The organism is Devosia sp. Root105, from assembly GCF_001424865.1.
Lineage (GTDB): Bacteria > Pseudomonadota > Alphaproteobacteria > Rhizobiales > Devosiaceae > Devosia_A.
On sequence record NZ_LMCR01000001.1, the window covers coordinates 648,704 to 668,077 of the forward strand.

A 19,374-nucleotide genomic window follows, 5' to 3' on the forward strand; every position below is an offset into this window, starting at 1 on the left:
GGATTATGAGTGACAGCAATTTCTCCCCGCGCGAGATCGTCTCCGAGCTCGATCGCTACATTGTCGGCCAGCACGACGCGAAACGCGCCGTGGCCGTGGCGCTGCGCAACCGCTGGCGCCGGCAACAGCTGCCGGACGATCTGCGCGCCGAGGTGACGCCGAAGAACATCCTGATGATCGGGCCCACCGGCGTCGGCAAGACCGAGATCAGCCGGCGCCTGGCGAAGCTCGCCCAGGCGCCGTTCATCAAGGTCGAGGCCACCAAGTTCACCGAAGTCGGCTATGTCGGCCGCGACGTCGAGCAGATCATCCGCGACCTGGTCGAAGCGGGCATTTCGCTGTTGCGCGACAAGAAGCGCGCCGAGGTGCAGGCGCAGGCGCATCACAATGCCGAGGAGCGGGTACTCGACGCGCTGGTCGGCTCGTCCGCCTCGCCATCGACCCGCGACAGCTTCCGCCAGAAGCTTCGCACCAACGAGCTCGACGACAAGGAAATCGAGATCGAGATGCAGCCGACCGGCAATTCCGGCGGCTTCGATATCCCCGGCATGCCGGGCGCCAATATCGGCGTGATCAACATCCAGGACATGCTGGGCAAGGCCTTTGGCGGCCGCGGCGTCAAGCGCAAGGTCAAGGTGAAGGACGCGCACCAGCCGCTCTTGGCGGAGGAGGCCGACAAGCTGCTCGACCAGGACCAGCTGAACAAGGAAGCGGTGGATCTGGTGGAGAACCACGGCATCGCCTTCATCGACGAGATCGACAAGATCGTGAACCGAGAAGGCGGCTACGGTGGCGGCGTCTCCCGCGAAGGCGTGCAGCGCGACCTGCTGCCGCTGATCGAAGGCACCACGGTTTCGACCAAGTACGGCCCGGTGAAGACCGACCACATCCTGTTCATCGCCTCGGGCGCCTTCCATGTGGCCAAGCCCTCGGACCTGTTGCCCGAACTGCAGGGCCGCCTGCCGATCCGGGTCGAGCTCAAGGCGCTGACCCGGCAGGACCTGATCGGCATCCTCAACGACACCGACGCGAGCCTGATAAAGCAGTATGTGGCGCTGATGAAGACCGAGGGGCTGACGCTCGACTTCACCCCCGATGCGATCGAGGCGATCGCCGACGCGGCGGTGCAGGTCAACTCGACGGTCGAGAATATCGGCGCCCGCCGGCTCGCCACCATCCTCGAGCGGCTGGTCGAAGACATTTCGTTCGATGCGCCTGACAAGGCGGGCGAGACGATCCGCATCGACAAGGAGTATGTCGACGAGCGCATCGGCAAGATGGCGGCCGACACCGACCTCAGCCGGTTCGTGCTGTAGGGAAGCACCCGAGTGGGTTGCACGGGCGAAACTGGTCGGGCTCGACCTAACCCAACCACCGGCTGTCATCCCAGCGAAAGCTGGGACCCATCTATCAGCTGGTGCGGGTGGTGAATTGGGTCCCTGCTTTCGCAGGGATGACATCGAGTGGGTGGCGCGAATTGTGCAATCGAATGATCCGCGTTCCCGACTGGTGAGCGCCTCATCTATGCAGTACCAAGGCCGGGAACCCGTTCCCGGCCTTTCCATTGGAGCCGCCTTTGCTCGCCGCCACGACCAACTCGCCGATCCACACCGTCGCGGCACGCCATGAAGTGCAGGCGCTGTCGAGCTCGCTGATCCGCGACGTCGCCAATGCCGGGATGGGCCGGACCGACGTGCTGCCGTTCTGGTTTGGCGAGTCCGACCAGCCGACGCCGCGCTTCATTCGCGAGGCGGCGATGGCGTCATTGGCCGAGGGCGAGACGTTCTACTCACAGAATCTCGGTCGGCCGTATCTCAGGCAGGCGATCGCCGGCTACCTCAGCGAGCTGCACGACACGACCGTCGCGCCGGGCCGCATCGCGGCGGTGGGGTCAGGCGTCTCGGGGCTGATGATCGCGGCGCAGATGGTGCTGTCACCCGGCGACCGGGTGGTGGCAGTGACACCGCTCTGGCCCAATATCGTCGAGATCCCCAGGATTCTCGGTGCCGAGGTGGTGCGGGTACCGCTGACAATCAGGAACGGCAAGTGGTCGCTCGATCTCGACCGGCTGCTCGCAGCGCTGACCCCGGACACCCGGCTCGCCGTCATCAACTCGCCGAACAACCCGACCGGCTGGACCATCGAGGAAGATGAAGTCGACGCGGTGCTGGCGCATTGCCGCAAGCACGGCATCTGGGTGCTGAGCGACGATGTCTACGAGCGCCTGGTGCATGACCCGCGGCGCCGCTCGGCTCCGTCGTTCCTCCGCCGCTATCAGACTGGCGACCGGATCATCTCGGTCAACAGCTTCTCGAAAGCCTGGTCGATGACCGGCTGGCGCGTCGGTTGGCTGGCAACGCCAGAGACGCTGTCGAACGATCTCACCAAGGTCATCGAGTACAACACCTCGTGCATCCTCGAGCCGGTGCAGCGCGCCGCGACGGCTGCGCTGACCGATGGCGAGCCGACGGTCATGAAGCTTCGGGCCGAGCTCACTGCTACGCGAACCCTCCTGGTCGCCGAGCTGAGCCGCATCCCCGGCGTCGTCATCCCCGATGCCGGCGGCGCGATGTATGTGTTCTTCCGCATCGAAGGCTATCCCGACACGCTGGGGCTGGCGAAGCGCCTGGTCGAGGCAGCGGGGCTCGGCCTCGCGCCAGGCGGCGCATTCGGAGCGGAAGGCGACGGGTGGCTCCGCTGGTGCCACGCCGTCGCTCCCGAAAAGCTTCGCGACGGGGTCAGCCGGCTCAGGAGCTTCCTCGGACGCTAAGCGAGCGGCGAGCCGAACCGTGCGGCGCGTTCGGTTTTCCCGTCCTCGAGGCGGCCGCGCAGACCGGTCATCCAGTCCGGCTCGTCCGGCCAGGTTTCGCTGAGCGCGTCGGCAACCCGGGCGTACCAGTAGAGATCGGCGAAGCGACGGCATACCGCCCGCAACGCCGGGTCGGGCAACGGGCGGACCGCGGCGTAGCCCGCGAGGAACACCGCCTCCCGCGCCGCGGCCAGCTCCGGCTCAACCTCGTCGGCAAGGCTGTCGACGGCCTGTCCGATGTCCATGGCGAACCAGTGGTACATGGCGTCATCGAAATCGATGGCGAAGCAGCGTCCGCTCACTGCGTCAAAGAAGACATTGTCGCACTCGAAATCGTAGTGGACGAGGCCGTAGCTCTCGGGGTCTCGCGGCAGTTCGGACAGGCGAGCCTCAATCAGATCGGCTTCGGCCATAGCGCCTTGCGTGCCGGGCAACTCGCGCAGCACGGACCGGATCCAGTCCAGCACATCGCTTTCATTCCAGCGTGGCGGCCCCTCAGGCCGATAGACCTGGGACAGCTGATGCAACTCGGCCAATGCCCGCCCATAGCTGGCAATGATGATGTCGCCCAGATCGGTCCGGCTCAGCTGAACACCGGGCACCGCATGGAAGGCCGTTGCGTGATAGCTGCCCCACGGCGTGGCTTTTGACACAAGGTGTTGGCCGCTCTTTGCGGCGATCGGCACTGCGGCGCCGTAACCGGCCTTGCCGAGGTAGGACAGAAACTCCAGCTCCGCCGCGATCGTCTCGGCACGCTTTCCGGCCGCCGGAGCAAAGCGCAGGAAACGCTGCTCGCCTTCGAAGGTGAACGGATAGATGGCGTTGGACGAGATCCGGTACCAGGCGAACGGGGCCGGATCGGCATCCCAATCAGCGCGCAGCAGCTCGGCCAGCGGCCGGTTGTCCTCGAGAAATCTCAGCTTCAGCATCGTCCCATCCCCCTCGGTCGATCCGGCATCAGGTCGCCGTCACCGGCTCGGCGAACTGTGCGCCATGCAGCCGGGCATAGGCGCCGCGGCGCTCCAGCAGCTCGGCATGGCTACCCTGTTCGACGATCCCCTCGCTGCCCACCACCACGATCCGATCGGCATTGCGGATGGTGGCGAGGCGATGCGCCACGACCAGCGTCGTGCGTCCATCCGACAGCGCGGCGAGCGCCTGCTGGATGGCGTATTCGGTGGCGGTGTCGAGCGCCGAAGTGGCCTCGTCGAGGATGAGGATCGGCGGGTTCTTCAGGAAGATGCGGGCAATGGCGAGCCGCTGCTTCTGGCCGCCCGACAGTTTTACGCCGCGTTCGCCGGTCGGGGTATCGAGCCCATCGGGGAGTGACAGCACGAACTCGTCGAGCGAGGCGCGACGGAGCGCATCCATTACTTCGTCGTCGCTGGCGCCGAGGCGGCCATAGGCGACGTTCTCGCGGATGGTCGAGCCGAACAGGAAGACGTCCTGCTGCACGATGCCGATCTGGCTGCGCAGCGAGGCCTGCGTCATGTCGCGGATATCGACGCCGTCGACGGTGATGGCACCAGCCGTGACGTCATAGAAGCGCGGCAACAGCGAGCAGATGGTGGTCTTGCCGGCGCCGGACGGGCCAACAAAGGCGACGGTCTCACCGGCCGCGATAGTGAGGTTCAGCCCATCGAGCACCTTGTCCTTCGAAGCCGGATCGCCCGAATAGGCAAAGCTCACATCCTTGTAGACGATATCGCCCTTGAGTCCCTCGACCGCCTTGGCGCACGGCCGGTCGGCAGTATCGGGCTCGGTATCGATCAGCGTGGTGAAGCGGCGGAAGCCGGCAATGCCCTTGGGGTAGCTCTCGAGCACCGAGGTGATCTTGTCGATCGGGCGGAAGAACACGTTGACCAGGAGAAGGAAGCTGACGAAGCCGCCATAGCTGAGCTCGCCGGCGATGACGAACCAGGTCCCGGCGACCATCACCACCAGCTGCACGAAGCGGGTGCTGAAATAGCTTAGCGCAATCGACGCCGTCATGATGGCATAGGCGCTGAGCTTGGTAGCGCGATAGCCTTCGTTGTTCTTGGCGAACAGCCCGCGCTCATAATCCTCATTGGCGAACGCCTTCACCACGCGGATGCCACCGACGCTTTCCTGGACGCGGGTGTTGAAATCGCCGACCTGGCGGAACAGCTGCTGCCAGGTGGTGGTCATCCGCGCCCCGTAGCGGCTCACCAGCCAGGTCATCAGCGGCACGATGATGGTGGTGAGCAGCGCCAGCTGCCAGTGCACGGTGAACATCAAGAGGAACGCGCCGATGAAGGTCATCACCGCGATGAACAGGTCCTCGGGGCCGTGATGGGCCACCTCCCCCACCTCCTCGAGATCCTTGGTGACGTGGGTGATCAGCTGGCCGGTCTTGTTGTTGTCGAAGTAGCGGAAGCTCAGCTTCTGGATGTGATCGAAGGCCTGCCGGCGCATATCGGTCTCGATCGAGATGCCGAGCGCGTGACCCCAGTAGTTGACGATGGCCGAGAGCACCGTGTTGAGCGCAAACACCGCCAGCAGCAAGGCTGCCGTCCCCGCGATCAGCCCCCAGTTCTGCCCCGGCAGCAGGTCGTCGACGAACAGTTTTACCGCCAGCGGAAAGCCAAGCTCGAGGAGCCCGGCGAGCACGGCACAGCCAAAATCGAGAAAGAACAGGTGCTTGTACGGGGCATAATAGGCAAAGAACCGGCGCAGCATGAAACTTGTCCGCAGAACTCAGAATATAGGGGGTAGCGCATAGGCCGGTTCAGCCGGGCTGTCCACCCGGGCGGGATGTTCCACGTGAATCCACGGGGGAGCCCAGCAGCCGGGGAGACTACGCCCCGCCTGTACCGGTGGCGGCCTTCGGTTTCACCGCCATGGGCACCTCGCGCATGGGGTCGCTCGCCAGATCGAGCAACTGGCGGGCTGCATCCCGGCTCATCGGCCTCGCGATCAGGAAGCCCTGGGCTTCGGTGTAATCCAGCGCGCGCACGTTCCTCAGCTGCTCCGCCGTCTCGATGCCCTCGGCAGTGGTGACAATTCCCATGCGCCGCCCGATGCCCGCGACGGCCCCCAGAATGATGTGGGCCCCCGCCGTGTTATCCAGGGCGCGAACGAACGAGCCATCGATCTTGATCTTGTCGAAGGGAAACGCCAGCAGGTAGTTCAGCGCTGAGAAGCCAGTACCGAAATCGTCGAGCGCCACCTTCAGCCCCAGCGCGTGCAGTTGGTGCAGGATATCAAGGTTCGTCTCGCTCTGCTCGAGGAACAGCGTCTCGGTGATCTCGACCTCGACCCGATTCGCCGCCAGGCCGCTTGCGGCCAGTGCATTGCTCAGCACGTCGATGAGGTTGCCCCGTTCGAACTGCACCGTCGAGACGTTCACCGCGATCCGCATCGATGCCGGCCATCGGGCAGCTTCGGTAAAGGCCTCGCGGATCACCCACTCCCCGATTGGCATGATCAGGCCGAGCTCCTCGGCCAGGGGTACGAAATCGCCTGGCAGAATCAGGCCCTCGGTCGGATGGCGCCAACGCAGCAGAGCCTCGAAGCCGACGATCTTCTGGGCCGCGAGGTTGAGCACCGGCTGGTAGAACAGCTCGAACTCCCCGTTGGCGAGGGCGCGCCGCAGGTCGTGTTCCATGCTGGAGCGGGCACTCAGCGTCTGCGCCAGGTCAGGCTCGAAGAAACTGTAGCCGCCGCGGCGTCCCCGCTTGATCGAGTACAACGCCAGGTCGCCGCTCTTGAGCAGCGCGTCGGCCCCTGCACCGTCCTCGGGCGCCAGAGCGATGCCGATACTCACGCCCACCAGCACGGCGTGGTCGTCGATATCGAAAGGCCGCCGGATCGCATCGAGGATGGTGCGGGCCAAAACGAGTGCGCTATCCCGCGTTCCACCGGGAAGCAGCACGGCGAATTCGTCGCCGCCCATGCGCCCAACGACACCTGCCCCGGCGGTGCAATCGGAAAGGCGCGCCGCAACCTGCCGCAGCAGCTTGTCACCGCTGGCATGACCCATCGAATCGTTGATCGCCTTGAACCCGTCGAGATCGAGGCAAAGCACCGCAAAGCCAGTGCCAGAGCCGAGCGTCTCGAACGCCTGCCCCAGCCGCTGGTAGAAGAAGTTGCGGTTCGGCAGTCCGGTGAGCGCATCGTGGTAGGCTTGGTGAGCGAGCTCGGCCTGCATGCTGTGCAGCTCGGTGATGTCCTTGTGCATGGTCACCCAGCCGCCATCGGTCATCGCCTTGTGCGCGACGGACATCACCCGGCCGTTGGCGAGCTGGTGGACCGCCGATGAACTCACCCCTTCTGCCGCCACGAGCAGCCGCTCGCGCAGATAGGCCGTCGGATCGTCGCCGCCGGAGGTGCCGGCGGCGATGCGCGCTTTGAGGATGGTGACCAGATGCGTGCCGACCCGCCCCAGGTGGCGCGGCAGGTTGTACATCTCGAGATACTGATGGTTGCAGACCACCAGCCGCTGGCGCGCATCGAACATGGCGAGGCCCTGTGACATGTTCTCGAGCGCAGTGAGGAAGCGCGTGTTCTGGGTCCTGAGCTTCCGCCGGCTCCGCGTCAGCTGCGCTGTGCGCTTGTCGATCTCAGCTTCGAGCCCGACCTGGAACGCCGTCAACTCGCCGATCATCAGCTCCATCGAGCGATCAGTGCGGGTCCGGTCCAGCTCGGTTTCCTCGTAGGCTGCCGTGACCAGCCTTTCCAGCGCCGCCAGGTCGACCTGACCGGCGGCATCCGTCGATTTCTCCAGCTGCCTGTCAAACAGCTTGCGCAACGCTCACGCCGCCTCTTCGGTCAACACGGTCACCGTCATGGTCTGGTTATGCAGCTGACAGAAACCGGACCCCTCGTCGGGGGAAATCTCGCCGTAGGAATAGAATCCGACCGGCAGGCACCGCTCCGACAGCTCGGCTGTTGCTGCCTCGATTTCCTCGTCGATCCGCTGGCCCATCAGCAGGCGCCGCCCGATGCAGCTCACGAAGATCGCGGCACTCTGAGTATCGCGGGCCGGCCCGGCGCCCAGCACCGCCCGCTGGGTGGCTTCGGCCGCCCCGGCGCAAAGCCGATGGAAATTGCCGCGCATGAGTTGGGCGGACCAACCGGTCGGCATGTCGCCGGCAAAGGTCATGGACCCAGTATCGTGATCGACAGCGAGAATGGTCCGGACCACGCTGCGCTCCGGATGCCGCGGGTCGAATATGCGCAGCGGGAAGAGCAGCGCCGAGCCCGGCAGGTTCTGGCTCTCCTCGGGACCCAGATAGAGCTTGTAGAGGTCGAGCGCCGGCTTGCCATCAACTTCGTACAGCACATTGCCATCGGCGCGGCTAATCCGCCGCATCGGCCCGAACACATCCCAGCCGCCGGCGCTGCCATGACCGATGCGGATCGCATCGCCATAAAAGCCGACCGCGGCGATCGCATTGGGCATCGGCGGGCCATCGCAGCCGACGAGGGTCTCGACAAAGTCAGCGCCATCTCCGGCGAGGCCACCGCTCACCGGTACGCCACGGCCGACCTCATCGACGATGCCTTCGACCAGCGCGCTGCCATTGACGTGCAGCCCATCGGAAAGGACGAACACCCCGGCAAGACCATCGCCCTTGAGGCCCGCGCCGATCGCTTGGCCGGTAGCGCGCGAGTTGGCGGATCCGGCGATATCGGCGCGCATGACGCGCAACGTGGTGGCGTCGAAATCGAGCGCCAGGGCGCAGGCCATATCGTCGCTGACATCAGTACCGGCAAGCTGACCGCCAGTCGAACACCCCAGGACGTGTGCCTCGGGGAAGCGCTGGCGCAGGCTGTCATAGATCGCACCATCAGCAAGCATCTGCCGGGTGCCGAAGTAAAACACCAGGCCAGCCCGATCCAGGCTGCCCGCGTGCTCCAACCAGCGCGAAGCATCATGCCAAAACAGTTGTGAGGCCCGCATATCGCTTTCTCCCAACAGCAGCGAGGCGACCGATTGTCCGCAGTAAACCTTAACACTTCGACGACTCGTCGAACTTGCTTTGCTTGTATGGCGCAACTACCAACAACTACCGATGGCGCAAACCTGCCATGTACCATTGCGCTGGACGTGGATGGCGCACGGGTCTCTTGGGCCGCTTATCGCCTCGTTGCTGAGTAAGCCCGAGTTTCCGGCGCAAGCCAAGCGGTTCAGCGGAGATAGCGACCGACCTTGCTGTTGAGCAGCGCCACCAGCTCGGGCGCCATGAAGGCGTAGTCGTCGGGAATACCGAGGACGATGACGCGTTTGCCTTTCAAATGCTGGCGAAACTGCTTGCCGAGCTTGTTGCGATGCGATGCCTCCATCACAAAGATGAGGTCGGCCCATTCGATCTGTTCGGGCGACAGCCGAACGATTGCATCGTTGTCGAGACCCGCGGAGTCGGTTTCTACGTCCGGCCAGGTCGCGAAGACCGCCTCTGCGGTCGGGCTGCGCAGGCGATTGCCGCTGCAGATGAAAAGGACGTTCTTCACTGCTGAGGATCCGTCGCCGGCCCGGTGGCCGCCCTCGGTTCAGCCGGGCTGTCCACCCGGTGGGCGAAGCCACCGTGCCGAATGAAATGCAGCACCTGCCGCTGCACCTCGGGCGCGCGCATGATGAAGCTGTGGGTCGCCGGGACGACAAGATGGTCTCGCATGCCGTCGACTCGCGTGCGTTCGACCGAAACGCGGCCGTCGTGCGGCCGCGGCAGCAGCAGGTTGCCGAGCAGGTACGGCCAACCTGTCGCACCGGCGATGATGCCCAGCTCGAAGTCGGGGCTCGTTCGCCAGATGCCGCTGCGGTGGCTGGTGGTCAACTGTTGGCCGGCCGGACCATAGAGCCAGCGGTAGGGCGGCAGTGGCGCGAGAAAGTCCGCGACCTCGCTGCCGGCACTGGGCGGCGCCAGCATCACCACCCGGCCGATCCTGGCGTGGGTCGGGCGATCACCAAGCAGCAGCTGTCTCGCAACCAGTCCGCCCATCGAATGAGTGACGAAATGCAGTTTCGGCGCATCCCAGGCGCCGGCGGCGGCAAGCTGCTGTCCAACGATGTCGGCCAGCCCGGCAAGGTCATGGCGTCGGGACGGGTAGTCGAGGTTCAGCGTGCAATAGCCGGCGCCGCGGATAGCGGCCTTGATCGGCCGCATGCTGCGGCTGGTCCGGGCAATGCCGTGCAGCAGCACGACGATTTCCGTTTCGCGGTCGCGGTGTTCCACGTGAATCCCTGCCCGGTCAGGCCCAGCGAACCGCAGACCTGGCGCACACGAAAGCATCGAACCACCAGCAAAAGGTCAACCCCGGCCGGCGTGGAACGCATCGGTTTGACCGCCGGAGTTGCCCCCGGCGGCCGGCTTGTCACTCGTCGCGGAGCTTGACGAGGTCGTTCATCAGGCCCGCCGTGCCGTTGTGGATGGTCAGGCGCTCGACCTTGCCGGCGATCTCCGACAAGGCCTCGAGCTCCTTCAGCCGCAGCATCACCGGGTTCTCGGCCATCACCCGCGCGGTGTTGAGCAGCGAACGGGTGGCGTTCGTCTCCTCGCGCCGGCGGATGACGTTCGCCTCGGCTTCCTTCTCGGCCGCGACAACCTCGTTGAGGATGTCGCGCATCTCACCGGGCAGGATCACGTCCTTGACCGCGATCTCACCGACCGTGAGACCAATCGCCGCCATCTGCGTCCGCACCTCGGCAATCGCCTCGGCCTCGGCCGTCACCTTGTCGGCGAGGATCTCGTCGAGACTCTTAACACCCAGCGACTTGCGGAACGCAAACTGCAGGGCGCGGTAGAGCGCGTCGGCAAAATCCTTGACGGTGGTCGCAGCCTTCACCGCATCCACCACCTGGCACCGGCGGCGAGGTTCACCCGGAGCGTGACACGGTCACGCGTCAGGATTTCCTGGCCGGTCACGTCGAGCGACTGGCGGCGCAAGTCGATGACCTTCACCACGACCTTGCGGGTCACCGCCCAGAACATGTGCGCACCCGCCTCGAGCTCGCCGACGAACTTGCCGTCTACGAACAGCAGGCCGACATGACCTTCGGCGACGTCGACCGAAGTGACGAGGGCGAGCTTGGCCACACCGGTCAGGCGCTTCTGCACCTTCTCCGGCACGGCGAGATCACCCGCGACGTCGAAGCGCTCGGCGGTCCAGGGACCAGCTTCGGTCCAGTAGACCGCACGCTCCTCCGGCTTCAGCACGGCATGCAGGCGCTTGTCGCGAGACACCACAACCACCTCGTCGGCGCCGGCGCGGATCTCGGTCAGGTACTCTTCCGCCACCTCAGCGTGGTCGCGGAACAGCGCCTTGTCGAAGATCGAGACGAACTCCGGACGTGCGAGATCGTGCCATTCGATCTCGAGCCGGCCGCGGTCAGCCCGCAGCACGTGCTCGCCCGGGGTGAGGACCCCATGGAACTTGCCCTTGTACAGCGCAATGACGCGCTGGTTTTCCTTGACGATCAGGCGCTGCACACCGCGCACCCGATCCAGAATTTCGATCACCATGGTCGTCCTCCTTGTAACGTCTCTAGGTCATGCCCTGAGCTCGTCCTTCACTGGTCTGGGCCGGCTGGGCCCGGTGGTTCGCCGGCTCGCACCCTGCGGGACCGGTCGAATGGCAGCGGAGCGTTTTCAGGAAAAGTTGAGAGACTTTTCCGGTTCGAAAGCGCGACCACTCAAAGTCAGGTTCCGGGGCGGCCGACCGACCAGGGGGGCGGGCAGGCCGGCGAGCGGGATGTCGATGGGAACGGCGAAGCCATGGCGCAAGCGAGTGCGCGGGCCGGGCCAGAACCATGTTCATCCTTCAGCCGGCGCCGGAGCACCCCTCGAAGGGCGGTCCCGGCTTTGGCAGGCAAGGGAGCCGAAGCCGCCTCGCTGCCGCGACCGGTCCCACATGACCGGCCCCAGAACCCTTAGTCTCAGTAACCAGCACCCTAAGCTGGCGGCCGTTGAAGGGCCGTGATGGAGGGAATCGAACCCTCTACCCTCAGATTACAAGTCTGATGCTCTACCCAAATGAGCTACATCGTGGAGCACATAACGGGAGTCGAACCCGCGACCTCCGGATCACTCCGGCGCTCTGCCTGGCTGAGCTATATGCGCAATCCCGGTTTCCAGTGGCCGGCGGTACACGGGGTGGCAATGCCATCCGCGCCAGGCGAGAGCTCACGAGCTCGACCCTTTGCCAGTCACCGGCGCGTCGCCGGGAGCGGGCGTTTAGGCCTGTTGCTGGAGCGGAGCAAGCAGCAATTGTTGCGTAACTTTCGGTACGGCTGTTGCGCGGCATTTATGCAACAGCAATTGTTACGCGTACTTGGCGTTACGCATGGCGCGTAACTATTTCAGCCGGCGGGCCACTTCATTGCTGAGAAAGCTCAAGTCATCGGGCGCGAGCCTGCCGATATCGCGGGCGAGGCGGTTGGCGAGCTCGGTGGCTTCGGGCGACATGCCGGCGGTGTCGATGGTGATTTTCGGATCGCTCATTTCGGCGAGGCGCTGCAATTCCTCGGCGTCGTCCCAGATGACGTTGAAATAGGCGATGATCTTCTGCAGCAGCGCGAAGGTCGGCTTGCCGCGGCGGCCGTGCTCAAGGGCGCTGAGATAGGCGCTCGAGACCCGCAGCGCCTTGGCCATGTCCTTGAGGGTCAGTCCACGTTCTTCGCGCATGGCGCGCAGTTTGAGGCCCAGTGGTGTCATCGGTAATCCCGCTCTCGCCGCAAGCGAACATAGAAGGCGCCATCACCGCCATGCCCCTGGGCCGCGGTATCCCATCCGGCCACCAGCGGGGCGAGGTTGGGCTCGGACAGCCAGACCGGCAGCATGGCGCGCAGCACGCCGCGCTCGACAATCACCGCCGCATCGTCGCCGAGCTTTTTCAGCCCCTTGCCGGTGATCACCAGGAGGGTGCGATCGCCGCGCGCCGAGCGGGCATGGATGAAACGGGTCAGCGCCGCATGGGCTTCGACCTTGCGCATGCCGTGCAGGTCAATCGTGCCGTCGATCTCCTCGCGGCCGCGCTGCAGGCGCTGCTTCAGATTGGGCTCGATCCCCGGCCGCGGGGCCTTCTTGCCCGGCCGGCCATCGGATTGATATGGCGCCATAGCAGGCAACAACCGGTGCCGTTTGGGCACCGGCGGCGCCGGAATCGGCAGCGGCTCGGATTCGAGATTGACGAGCGCCCTTTGGGGCCGCAGCGGCGACACCGTCTGCGACACTTCGAGCCAAAGGTGCCAGTCGGGGAGCTGGCCCTTTCCATCCGACCGGCGCTTGGCCATCGCATCGCCCCCGAGCGCGGCCTGCTATTCGAGCTGGCTGGTGGCGACGAGCTTCCAGTTCGGATCGCGCGACTTGGGGTTGCGCGCAAAGGTCCATTCGTCGGCGATGTTGGTGACCTGGTCGGCATTGCCCTCGAGCAGGTTGCCGTCCTTGTCGCGGGTGGCGGAAACCACCTCGGCGTGGAAGCGGATGGTGACATTGGCGGCGCGCTTGTCGAGCTCGGCGTCCGAGATCTCGACCTTGGGCAGGCCGACGAAAGTGAAATCGACCTTGTGGCCAGCGGTCTCACGGTCCTTGATCACCCGCTCGAAGCCGTCATAAACGTCCTTTTCGAGCAGGTTCTTCAGCGTCTGACGGTCACCGGCGGCGAAGGCCGTAACGATCATCTCGTAAGCGGATTTGGCGCCTTCCATGAAGCTCTTGGGCGAAAAGCTCGGGTCGGCGTCGGCAACCGCCTTGAGCCCGGCCGCTACCTTCTCGTCGCCATGCGCGAACTGGGTAACCTCGGCCTCGAGCTTGCGGGCAGCACGTGCCTGATCCTCATCGGTCTCGGGCGCCGGGCGCGGCCGCATCTGCACGACGTTCTCTTCCCCGGCTTTTGCCGGCGCGGCCTCGCGCTGCGGCGTCCGCTCGCGGCCCGTGCGGGTGCCAAGCACCTGACGCAGGCGGAACAGCACGACGATCGCCAGACCAATGACGATGAGCGTGGGGATATCGAAGAATTCATCCATCGGACGTGCTACTCGCGCCAGAGAAAGGGGGGCGCCCGGCTCGCGGAGCCAGGAATGTGCCCTATATATAGGGAAACGCTCAGCCGGAAACCAGTTCACGTTTGGCTGAGGGGCCTGCCGAGGCCTTTATGACGCAGCGCTTTCGAAAGGGTTACCCCATTGGGCCGCCTGTTGTTCCTGTTCTTCCTCGTGGTGCCGTTGATCGAGATCGCGTTCTTCGTGGTGATCGGCAATGCCATCGGGCTATGGCCGACGCTGGCCGGCGTGGTGCTGACGGCGCTGATCGGTTCGCTGGTGATCCGCATGCAGGGGCTGTCGCTGCTCAACGAGATGCGCTCGACCGTCGGGCGCGGCCAGTTGCCGGCCCGCGCCCTGGCCGATGCGATGATGATCGGCTTCGCCGGCCTCCTGCTGCTGTTGCCCGGCTACTTTTCCGACCTTGTCGGCATCCTCTTGCTGATCCCGCCGGTGCGTTCGGCAATCTACGCGTTCCTCAAGTCGCGGGTCACCGTGGTGACGACGACCACCGGGGCCGGCCCCGGCTTTACTCAGCGGCGTGTCGACGACGGCACGATCGACCTCGATTCCGATGAGTGGCGGCCGCGCTGAGGCCGGAATGCTTGTGGCTCGGGGCCAAAGGTGCTAGCCAGCCGGCCACCGAAAGCTCGAGGAATTTTCGACTATGGCTGACCAGACCCCGCCCGAAGCCGCACCCGCGAACGCCGGCACGGCGCCCAGCTACAGCCTCGTTGGGCAGTACACCCGCGACCTGAGTTTCGAGAACCCGGGCGCACCCGGCTCGGTGATGCTCGGCGGCACCAACCCCAACTTCACCGTCGGAATCAATGTCGGCGTCAAGAAGCAGGCCGACGACCTCTATGCGGTCGAAATCAGCCTCAACGCCAAGGCCGAGCGCGACAAGACCGTGCTGTTCAATGTCGAGCTGGTCTATGGCGGGGTGTTCCGGGTCAAGAACGTGCCCGAGCAGCAGCTGCCGGCCCTGTTGATGGTCGAATGCCCGCGGATGATCTTCCCGTTCGCCCGCCATGTGCTGGCCACCATCGTCCAGCTCGGCGGCTTCCCGCCGCTGATGATGGAGCCGGTGGATTTCCAGGCGCTCTACATCCAGAACGTCCGCAACCTGCAGGCCCAGCAGGCCGCCAACACGCAGCCGAACTAGTCTAGCTGGAGGCCAGCAGCCGGTGGGTTGGTGGCGCTGCGCGGTACGCACAGTTCTTGCCCTACCCACGGTATCATCCCCGCGAAAGCGGGGACCTCCATTTGAGATGGTGCCGCAAGCAAGAAGACAGAGCTTACCGCTTTCGCGGGAATGACCCGGCGGCTGGGGCACGGCCATAGCTTAGGACGTAGCGGCGTTTGCCTGGGCCCAAGCCTATTCGGCTGCCACCTGCTCGGTGGGATAATTGCTCCACAACGCGTCGGCGCCCAGGGTGCCGACGAGTTTCAGATGCGCGGCGAACTCGCTATCGCTGAGGCGGGACGGCAGCGGCACCGGTCGCTGCCGCGCCGGCACGATGGTGACGGTAATGCCGGGCTCGACATGCGTCTCGGCCACCAGCGCCAGCGCCACCTGCCGGCCACCGATCAGCTCCAGATAGACATCGGCGAGGATCTCGCTGTCGAGCAGCGCGCCGTGCAGCACGCGCTTCGAATTGTCGATGCCATAGTGCTTGCAGAGCGCATCGAGGCTGACCCGGGCGCCCGGATGACGCTCGCGCGCCACCATCACGGTATCGATCACCTCGTTGGTGAGACTGGGGCGGCCGAGCTTTTCGAGCTCGTAGTTGAGAAACCCCATATCGAACGGCGCGTTGTGGATGACCAGCGTCGCATCGGTGATGAACTCGAGGAAGCCGTCCACCTCGGCGCGGAACAGCGGCTTGTCTCGCAGGAACTCGGTCGACAGCCCGTGCACCCGGAACGCCTCGTCCGGCACGTCGCGCTCGGGATTGAGGTAGATGTGGAAGTGCCGCCCGGTCGGGATGTGGTTGATCAGCTCGACGCAGCCGATCTCGACGATGCGGTCGCCCGTCACCGGAGACAGGCCGGTGGTTTCGGTATCGAGGACGATCTCGCGGGTCATCTGGCCTGAGCTTCTTGACGCAGCCTCTGCACCAGTTCGGCAACCCTCTCTCGGGTCGCATCGATGGTATCGGAGGTGTCGATTATGTAGGTGGCGCGTTTCACCTTTTCAGCCTGCGGCAGCTGTCGGGCAAGGATGGCCTCGAGCTTTTCCACCGTCATCCCCGGCCGGGCCAGAGCCCGCCGGCGCTGCTCGGCTTCGTCGACTACCGTGACGATCACCGCATCGAGGCCCCAGTCGACGCCGTTCTCGAACAGCAGCGGGATATCGACCACCGCAATTGCTTCGCCGCGTGCCGCGGCATCGGAAAGAAACGACCTGATCCGCGCCCGCACCAGCGGATGAACGATGGCCTCGAGCTGCTGCAACCGCTGGGGATGACCGATCAGCTGCCGGCTGAGTCTTTCACGATCGATGACGCCATCGACGCTGACCCCGGGGAAGGCCGCTTCGACCGGGGCCACTGCCGCCCCACGATAGAGCTCGTGCACCGCCTCGTCGGACGAAAAGGTCGGCACCCCCAGATCGGCGAAAGCCTTGAGAGCAGTGGACTTGCCCGTGGCGATCGAACCGGTAAGGCCGAGCTTCAGCATCAGAGCGTCGCCTCGATCCTTGCCCGCAGCGCCGGCGTCACCACCGGGCGCACGCCGAACCAGGCGGCAAAGCCCGGAACCGCCTGATGCAGCAGCATGCCGAGGCCATCGACGGTGCGCAGCCCCAGGGCCCTGGCGTCGGCGAGCAGCGGGGTGACCAACGGCACGTAGACGATATCGGTGACCAGCGCGGTCCGTGGCAGCAGCGTTAAGTCGAGATCCTCGAACCGGGTGTCGTGCATGCCGATCGAAGTGGTGTTGACCACGAGGCCGGCGCCGGGAGCGTAACGGGCATAGTCGGAGAGCGCGCCCGGAACGAACGGCCCAGAGATTTCCGTCGCCAGGGCCGCGGCCTTTTCCGGCGTGCGGTTGAGCAGCACGATTTCGGGGACCCCCTGCTCCCGCAAGGCCACGAGGATGGCGCGGGCTGCCCCGCCGGCGCCGAACACGATGGCGCGCTCGAGCCCCTGAGCCCAACCGGCGGCGTTCTGATCGAGATTGCCGAGAAAACCCATATAGTCGGTGTTGAACCCGTGGATACGGCCATCGGGCTGACGCACCAGAGTGTTGGCCGCGCCGATGGTCCTGGCCAGCGGATCGACGCTGTCGCAGAGCGCGAACACCGCTTCCTTGTGCGGGATGGTGACGTTGCCGCCGACAAACTCGCCTTGGCGCAGCCGCTCGACAAAGGCCGGCAGATCCTCCGGCGCGACGTCGATCGCCTCGTAGCCGCCATCGATGCCATACTCGGCCAGCCACGTACCGTGGATCAGCGGCGAGCGGGAGTGCTTGATCGGATGGCCGATGACGAAGGCTTTTTTCACGTGAATCACTGGCTCAGGTTTTCCGGCGCATGCTGACGCAAGGCCTGGAGAAGAGGCAACAGCGGCAGCCCCAGAATGGTGAAATAGTCGCCCTCGATCCGCTCGAACAACCGGATCGAGGGACCTTCGAGCCGGTAGGCGCCGACCGAGCCGAGAACATCGACCCCCTCCAGCGCAAGCACCAGGTCGCGCTCCGCCGCATCGAAGCGGCGCATGGTCAGCGCGGCGGTTTCCGTGCTCGACCACAGCAGACTGCCATTGGCGGCGAGCGCCACACCGGCGTGCAGATGGTGCGTTCGACCAGCCAGCCGATCGAGCTGCGCTGCCGCCGCGGCGAGGCTTTCCGGCTTGTGCAGCAGCTCGCCGTCCAGCGCCAGCACCTGATCGGCACCGATGACGATGCCCGGACGGGAGCCGGAAACGGCAAGTGCCTTGGCTTCGGCGAGGCGGCGCGCCACCTGCGGCGCAGCTCCGCCTTTCCCCAGCACATCGGCTTCGAGCGCTCGTTCGTCGATTGGCGCTGGACTCGTCTCGAATCGCAAGCCGGCTCCCGCCAGCAGGGCTTTTCGCGTTGGGCTCTTCGAAGCGAGGATCAGCATGGTCAGGGGTTTTCCACACTGTCCTTGTTCGCTCAAGTCCACCGGCGGTGGAAAAGCCGGCGAGGCCGGTGACCGGCCGAGTTCTCCCCGCTGGGACGAAATCCTTCAACAGCCCGGCCCCCGGGGAGAGTTAACGAAGGCTTAATGTGAGCTACGGGGATAACCGCTTGCGTCTGGCACGCCATCATCCACAGGCTCGTTAACGGTTCGTTAGCGATTGTGACATGGTTAAGACTTAGTAAACCGGACGACTCCGGGGACGCCCGGCTTTGTCTACAGACGACGATTCACAGCCTCGGCTTAGCCCCCGCGCCGCGCGCTTCTGTCGCCGCCATGCGCGTTGTGGGCAAAGCGGAATTCCTGCAAAACACCGCCATGATAATGATGATTAAGAATCTAGAGTCTTTTGGGTTGGTTGGGCGATGACCGCGACGCCGGTGCTGAAACCGCTGCTTGAGACAGTGCTCGGGCAGCGCCAGGAGCGGTTGCCGATCTGGATCATGCGCCAGGCTGGACGCTACTTGCCGGAGTATCGGGAGCTCAGGGCCAAGGCCGGCAGCTTCCTCGATCTCTGCTACAACCCGGAACTGGCTGCCGAAGTGACGCTGCAGCCATTGCGGCGCTTTGATCTCGATGCGGCGATCCTCTTTTCCGACATCCTGGTGATCCCCGATGCACTCGGCCAGTATGTCCGTTTCGAAGCCGGCGAGGGACCACTGCTCGAGCCCTTGACGACAGAGTCGATCCCGCGGCTCGATCCCAAAGGGGCTTTGGAGAAGCTCAGCCCCATCATCGAGACCGTTCGACGGGTTCGAGCTGGCCTCAGTGCCGATAAGACCCTGATTGGCTTCTGTGGCTCGCCCTGGACGGTTGCGACTTACATGATCGGCGGACGTGGCTCGTCGGATCAGACGGCGGCGCGAGTGTTCGCCCTGACGCAGCCTGAGGCTTTTGCGAAGCTGATCGATATTCTGGTCGAAACCAGCATCGACTACCTGGCGGCGCAGCTCGGCGCCGGCGCCGATGTGGTGCAGCTGTTCGAGAGCTGGGCGCTGAACCTGGATGAGGTGGCGTTCCGCAACTGGGTGATCGAACCGAACCGGAGGATCGTCGAAGGGCTTAGGAAGCTTGTTCCGGGGGCGCCGGTGATCGGCTTTCCGCGTGGTGCCGCGGGCAATCTGCCGGCCTATGCCAAGGCGACCGGCGTGAACGTGCTCGGGCTCGACTATGCGACGCCGCTTGGCTTTGCCGCCGAGTTGCCGGCAGGGCTCGGGGTGCAAGGCAATCTCGATCCGTTGCGGCTATTGGCCGGCGGCGAGCAGATGGATGATCGCGTGCGCCAGATCGTTGCGGCATTCCGCGGCCGTCCGCATATCTTCAACCTGGGGCACGGCATCGTGCCGGAAACGCCGATCGGCCATGTCGAGCGGCTGATTGCAGTGGCGCGAGGAGCTTGAG

At 65.1% G+C, this 19,374-nt stretch carries 20 protein-coding genes and 2 tRNA genes; 5 read left to right on the top strand and 17 right to left on the bottom strand.

Annotated elements, in window-relative coordinates:
• Nucleotides 1–5: 5 nt before the first annotated feature.
• Together hslU and ASC68_RS03010 are read left to right on the top strand one after the other, a co-directional pair.
• Nucleotides 6–1,316 (top strand): ATP-dependent protease ATPase subunit HslU, encoded by a 1,311-nt coding sequence (gene hslU, locus ASC68_RS03005; RefSeq protein WP_055874527.1) that lies wholly within the window; start codon nucleotides 6–8, stop codon nucleotides 1,314–1,316.
• 260 nt (nucleotides 1,317–1,576) lie between these two features.
• Nucleotides 1,577–2,770: a pyridoxal phosphate-dependent aminotransferase gene (locus ASC68_RS03010; RefSeq protein WP_055874530.1), complete on the top strand. Its 1,194-nt coding sequence runs from the start codon at nucleotides 1,577–1,579 to the stop codon at nucleotides 2,768–2,770.
• On the opposite strand, the gene ASC68_RS03015 is transcribed toward ASC68_RS03010, so the two are convergent.
• The 13 genes from ASC68_RS03015 to ASC68_RS03070 all read right to left on the bottom strand — a co-directional run bounded on the left by ASC68_RS03015 (nucleotide 2,767) and on the right by ASC68_RS03070 (nucleotide 13,796).
• Entirely contained in the window at nucleotides 2,767–3,738 is a 972-nt protein-coding gene (locus ASC68_RS03015; protein ID WP_055874533.1) for a phosphotransferase, read from the bottom strand. The two genes, ASC68_RS03010 and ASC68_RS03015, sit on opposite strands and share 4 nt — an antisense overlap.
• 28 nt (nucleotides 3,739–3,766) lie before the next feature.
• Complete coding sequence (locus tag ASC68_RS03020; protein WP_055874536.1) at nucleotides 3,767–5,509, bottom strand: ABC transporter ATP-binding protein; 1,743 nt, start codon at nucleotides 5,507–5,509, stop codon at nucleotides 3,767–3,769.
• Between the two features lie 118 nt (nucleotides 5,510–5,627).
• Nucleotides 5,628–7,580, bottom strand: a complete 1,953-nt coding sequence (locus tag ASC68_RS03025) for an EAL domain-containing protein (RefSeq protein WP_055874538.1) — start codon at nucleotides 7,578–7,580, stop codon at nucleotides 5,628–5,630.
• A 3-nt stretch (nucleotides 7,581–7,583) separates the two neighbouring features.
• A complete protein-coding gene (locus tag ASC68_RS03030) occupies nucleotides 7,584–8,657 on the bottom strand; it encodes an FIST N-terminal domain-containing protein (protein ID WP_197421023.1) in 1,074 nt (357 codons plus the stop codon).
• 305 nt (nucleotides 8,658–8,962) lie between these two features.
• Nucleotides 8,963–9,286 (bottom strand): low molecular weight protein tyrosine phosphatase family protein, encoded by a 324-nt coding sequence (locus ASC68_RS03035; RefSeq protein ID WP_055874544.1) that lies wholly within the window; start codon nucleotides 9,284–9,286, stop codon nucleotides 8,963–8,965.
• Nucleotides 9,283–10,008, bottom strand: a complete 726-nt coding sequence (locus ASC68_RS03040; protein ID WP_248310479.1) for an alpha/beta fold hydrolase — start codon at nucleotides 10,006–10,008, stop codon at nucleotides 9,283–9,285. Before ASC68_RS03040 ends, ASC68_RS03035 begins: the two co-directional genes overlap by 4 nt.
• 139 nt (nucleotides 10,009–10,147) lie before the next feature.
• A complete protein-coding gene (locus ASC68_RS29090) occupies nucleotides 10,148–10,618 on the bottom strand; it encodes an SPFH domain-containing protein (protein WP_248310480.1) in 471 nt (156 codons plus the stop codon).
• Nucleotides 10,615–11,295: an SPFH domain-containing protein gene (locus ASC68_RS29095; protein WP_248310481.1), complete on the bottom strand. Its 681-nt coding sequence runs from the start codon at nucleotides 11,293–11,295 to the stop codon at nucleotides 10,615–10,617. Before ASC68_RS29095 ends, ASC68_RS29090 begins: the two co-directional genes overlap by 4 nt.
• A 454-nt stretch (nucleotides 11,296–11,749) precedes the next feature.
• Nucleotides 11,750–11,817, bottom strand: a tRNA-Thr gene (locus ASC68_RS03050).
• 1 nt (nucleotide 11,818) lies between these two features.
• Nucleotides 11,819–11,892: transfer RNA gene (locus tag ASC68_RS03055), tRNA-OTHER, on the bottom strand.
• Nucleotides 11,893–12,126: 234 nt separating this feature from the next.
• A complete protein-coding gene (locus ASC68_RS03060; protein WP_055874547.1) occupies nucleotides 12,127–12,486 on the bottom strand; it encodes a helix-turn-helix transcriptional regulator in 360 nt (119 codons plus the stop codon).
• Nucleotides 12,483–13,064 (bottom strand): Smr/MutS family protein, encoded by a 582-nt coding sequence (locus tag ASC68_RS03065; protein WP_055874560.1) that lies wholly within the window; start codon nucleotides 13,062–13,064, stop codon nucleotides 12,483–12,485. Before ASC68_RS03065 ends, ASC68_RS03060 begins: the two co-directional genes overlap by 4 nt.
• Before the next feature lie 24 nt (nucleotides 13,065–13,088).
• Nucleotides 13,089–13,796 carry a Tim44/TimA family putative adaptor protein gene (locus ASC68_RS03070; RefSeq protein ID WP_055874565.1) on the bottom strand — a complete coding sequence of 236 codons (708 nt, stop codon included), beginning with the start codon at nucleotides 13,794–13,796 and terminating at the stop codon, nucleotides 13,089–13,091.
• A gap of 159 nt (nucleotides 13,797–13,955) precedes the next feature.
• Here ASC68_RS03070 and ASC68_RS03075 point away from each other — a divergent pair, with 159 nt between their 5' ends.
• On the top strand, nucleotides 13,956–14,405 hold the full coding sequence (locus ASC68_RS03075; RefSeq protein WP_156384465.1) for an FxsA family protein: 450 nt from the start codon (nucleotides 13,956–13,958) through the stop codon (nucleotides 14,403–14,405).
• Nucleotides 14,406–14,478: 73 nt separating this feature from the next.
• Complete coding sequence (gene secB, locus ASC68_RS03080; protein WP_055874567.1) at nucleotides 14,479–14,976, top strand: protein-export chaperone SecB; 498 nt, start codon at nucleotides 14,479–14,481, stop codon at nucleotides 14,974–14,976.
• A gap of 213 nt (nucleotides 14,977–15,189) precedes the next feature.
• On the opposite strand, the gene dnaQ is transcribed toward secB, so the two are convergent.
• The 4 genes from dnaQ to ASC68_RS03100 are packed head-to-tail and all read right to left on the bottom strand — an operon-like array spanning nucleotide 15,190 to nucleotide 17,922.
• Nucleotides 15,190–15,900: a DNA polymerase III subunit epsilon gene (gene dnaQ / locus ASC68_RS03085; protein WP_055874569.1), complete on the bottom strand. Its 711-nt coding sequence runs from the start codon at nucleotides 15,898–15,900 to the stop codon at nucleotides 15,190–15,192.
• Nucleotides 15,897–16,493 carry a dephospho-CoA kinase gene (gene coaE, locus ASC68_RS03090; RefSeq protein WP_055874572.1) on the bottom strand — a complete coding sequence of 199 codons (597 nt, stop codon included), beginning with the start codon at nucleotides 16,491–16,493 and terminating at the stop codon, nucleotides 15,897–15,899. Before coaE ends, dnaQ begins: the two co-directional genes overlap by 4 nt.
• Nucleotides 16,493–17,317 carry a shikimate dehydrogenase gene (locus ASC68_RS03095; protein WP_055875952.1) on the bottom strand — a complete coding sequence of 275 codons (825 nt, stop codon included), beginning with the start codon at nucleotides 17,315–17,317 and terminating at the stop codon, nucleotides 16,493–16,495. The genes coaE and ASC68_RS03095 overlap by 1 nt, the downstream gene beginning before the upstream one ends.
• A 5-nt stretch (nucleotides 17,318–17,322) precedes the next feature.
• On the bottom strand, nucleotides 17,323–17,922 hold the full coding sequence (locus tag ASC68_RS03100; protein WP_197421071.1) for a Maf family protein: 600 nt from the start codon (nucleotides 17,920–17,922) through the stop codon (nucleotides 17,323–17,325).
• A gap of 416 nt (nucleotides 17,923–18,338) precedes the next feature.
• On the opposite strand from ASC68_RS03100, the gene hemE reads away from it, so the two are divergent.
• A complete protein-coding gene (gene hemE / locus ASC68_RS03105) occupies nucleotides 18,339–19,373 on the top strand; it encodes a uroporphyrinogen decarboxylase (protein ID WP_197421025.1) in 1,035 nt (344 codons plus the stop codon).
• Nucleotide 19,374 lies beyond the last annotated feature (1 nt).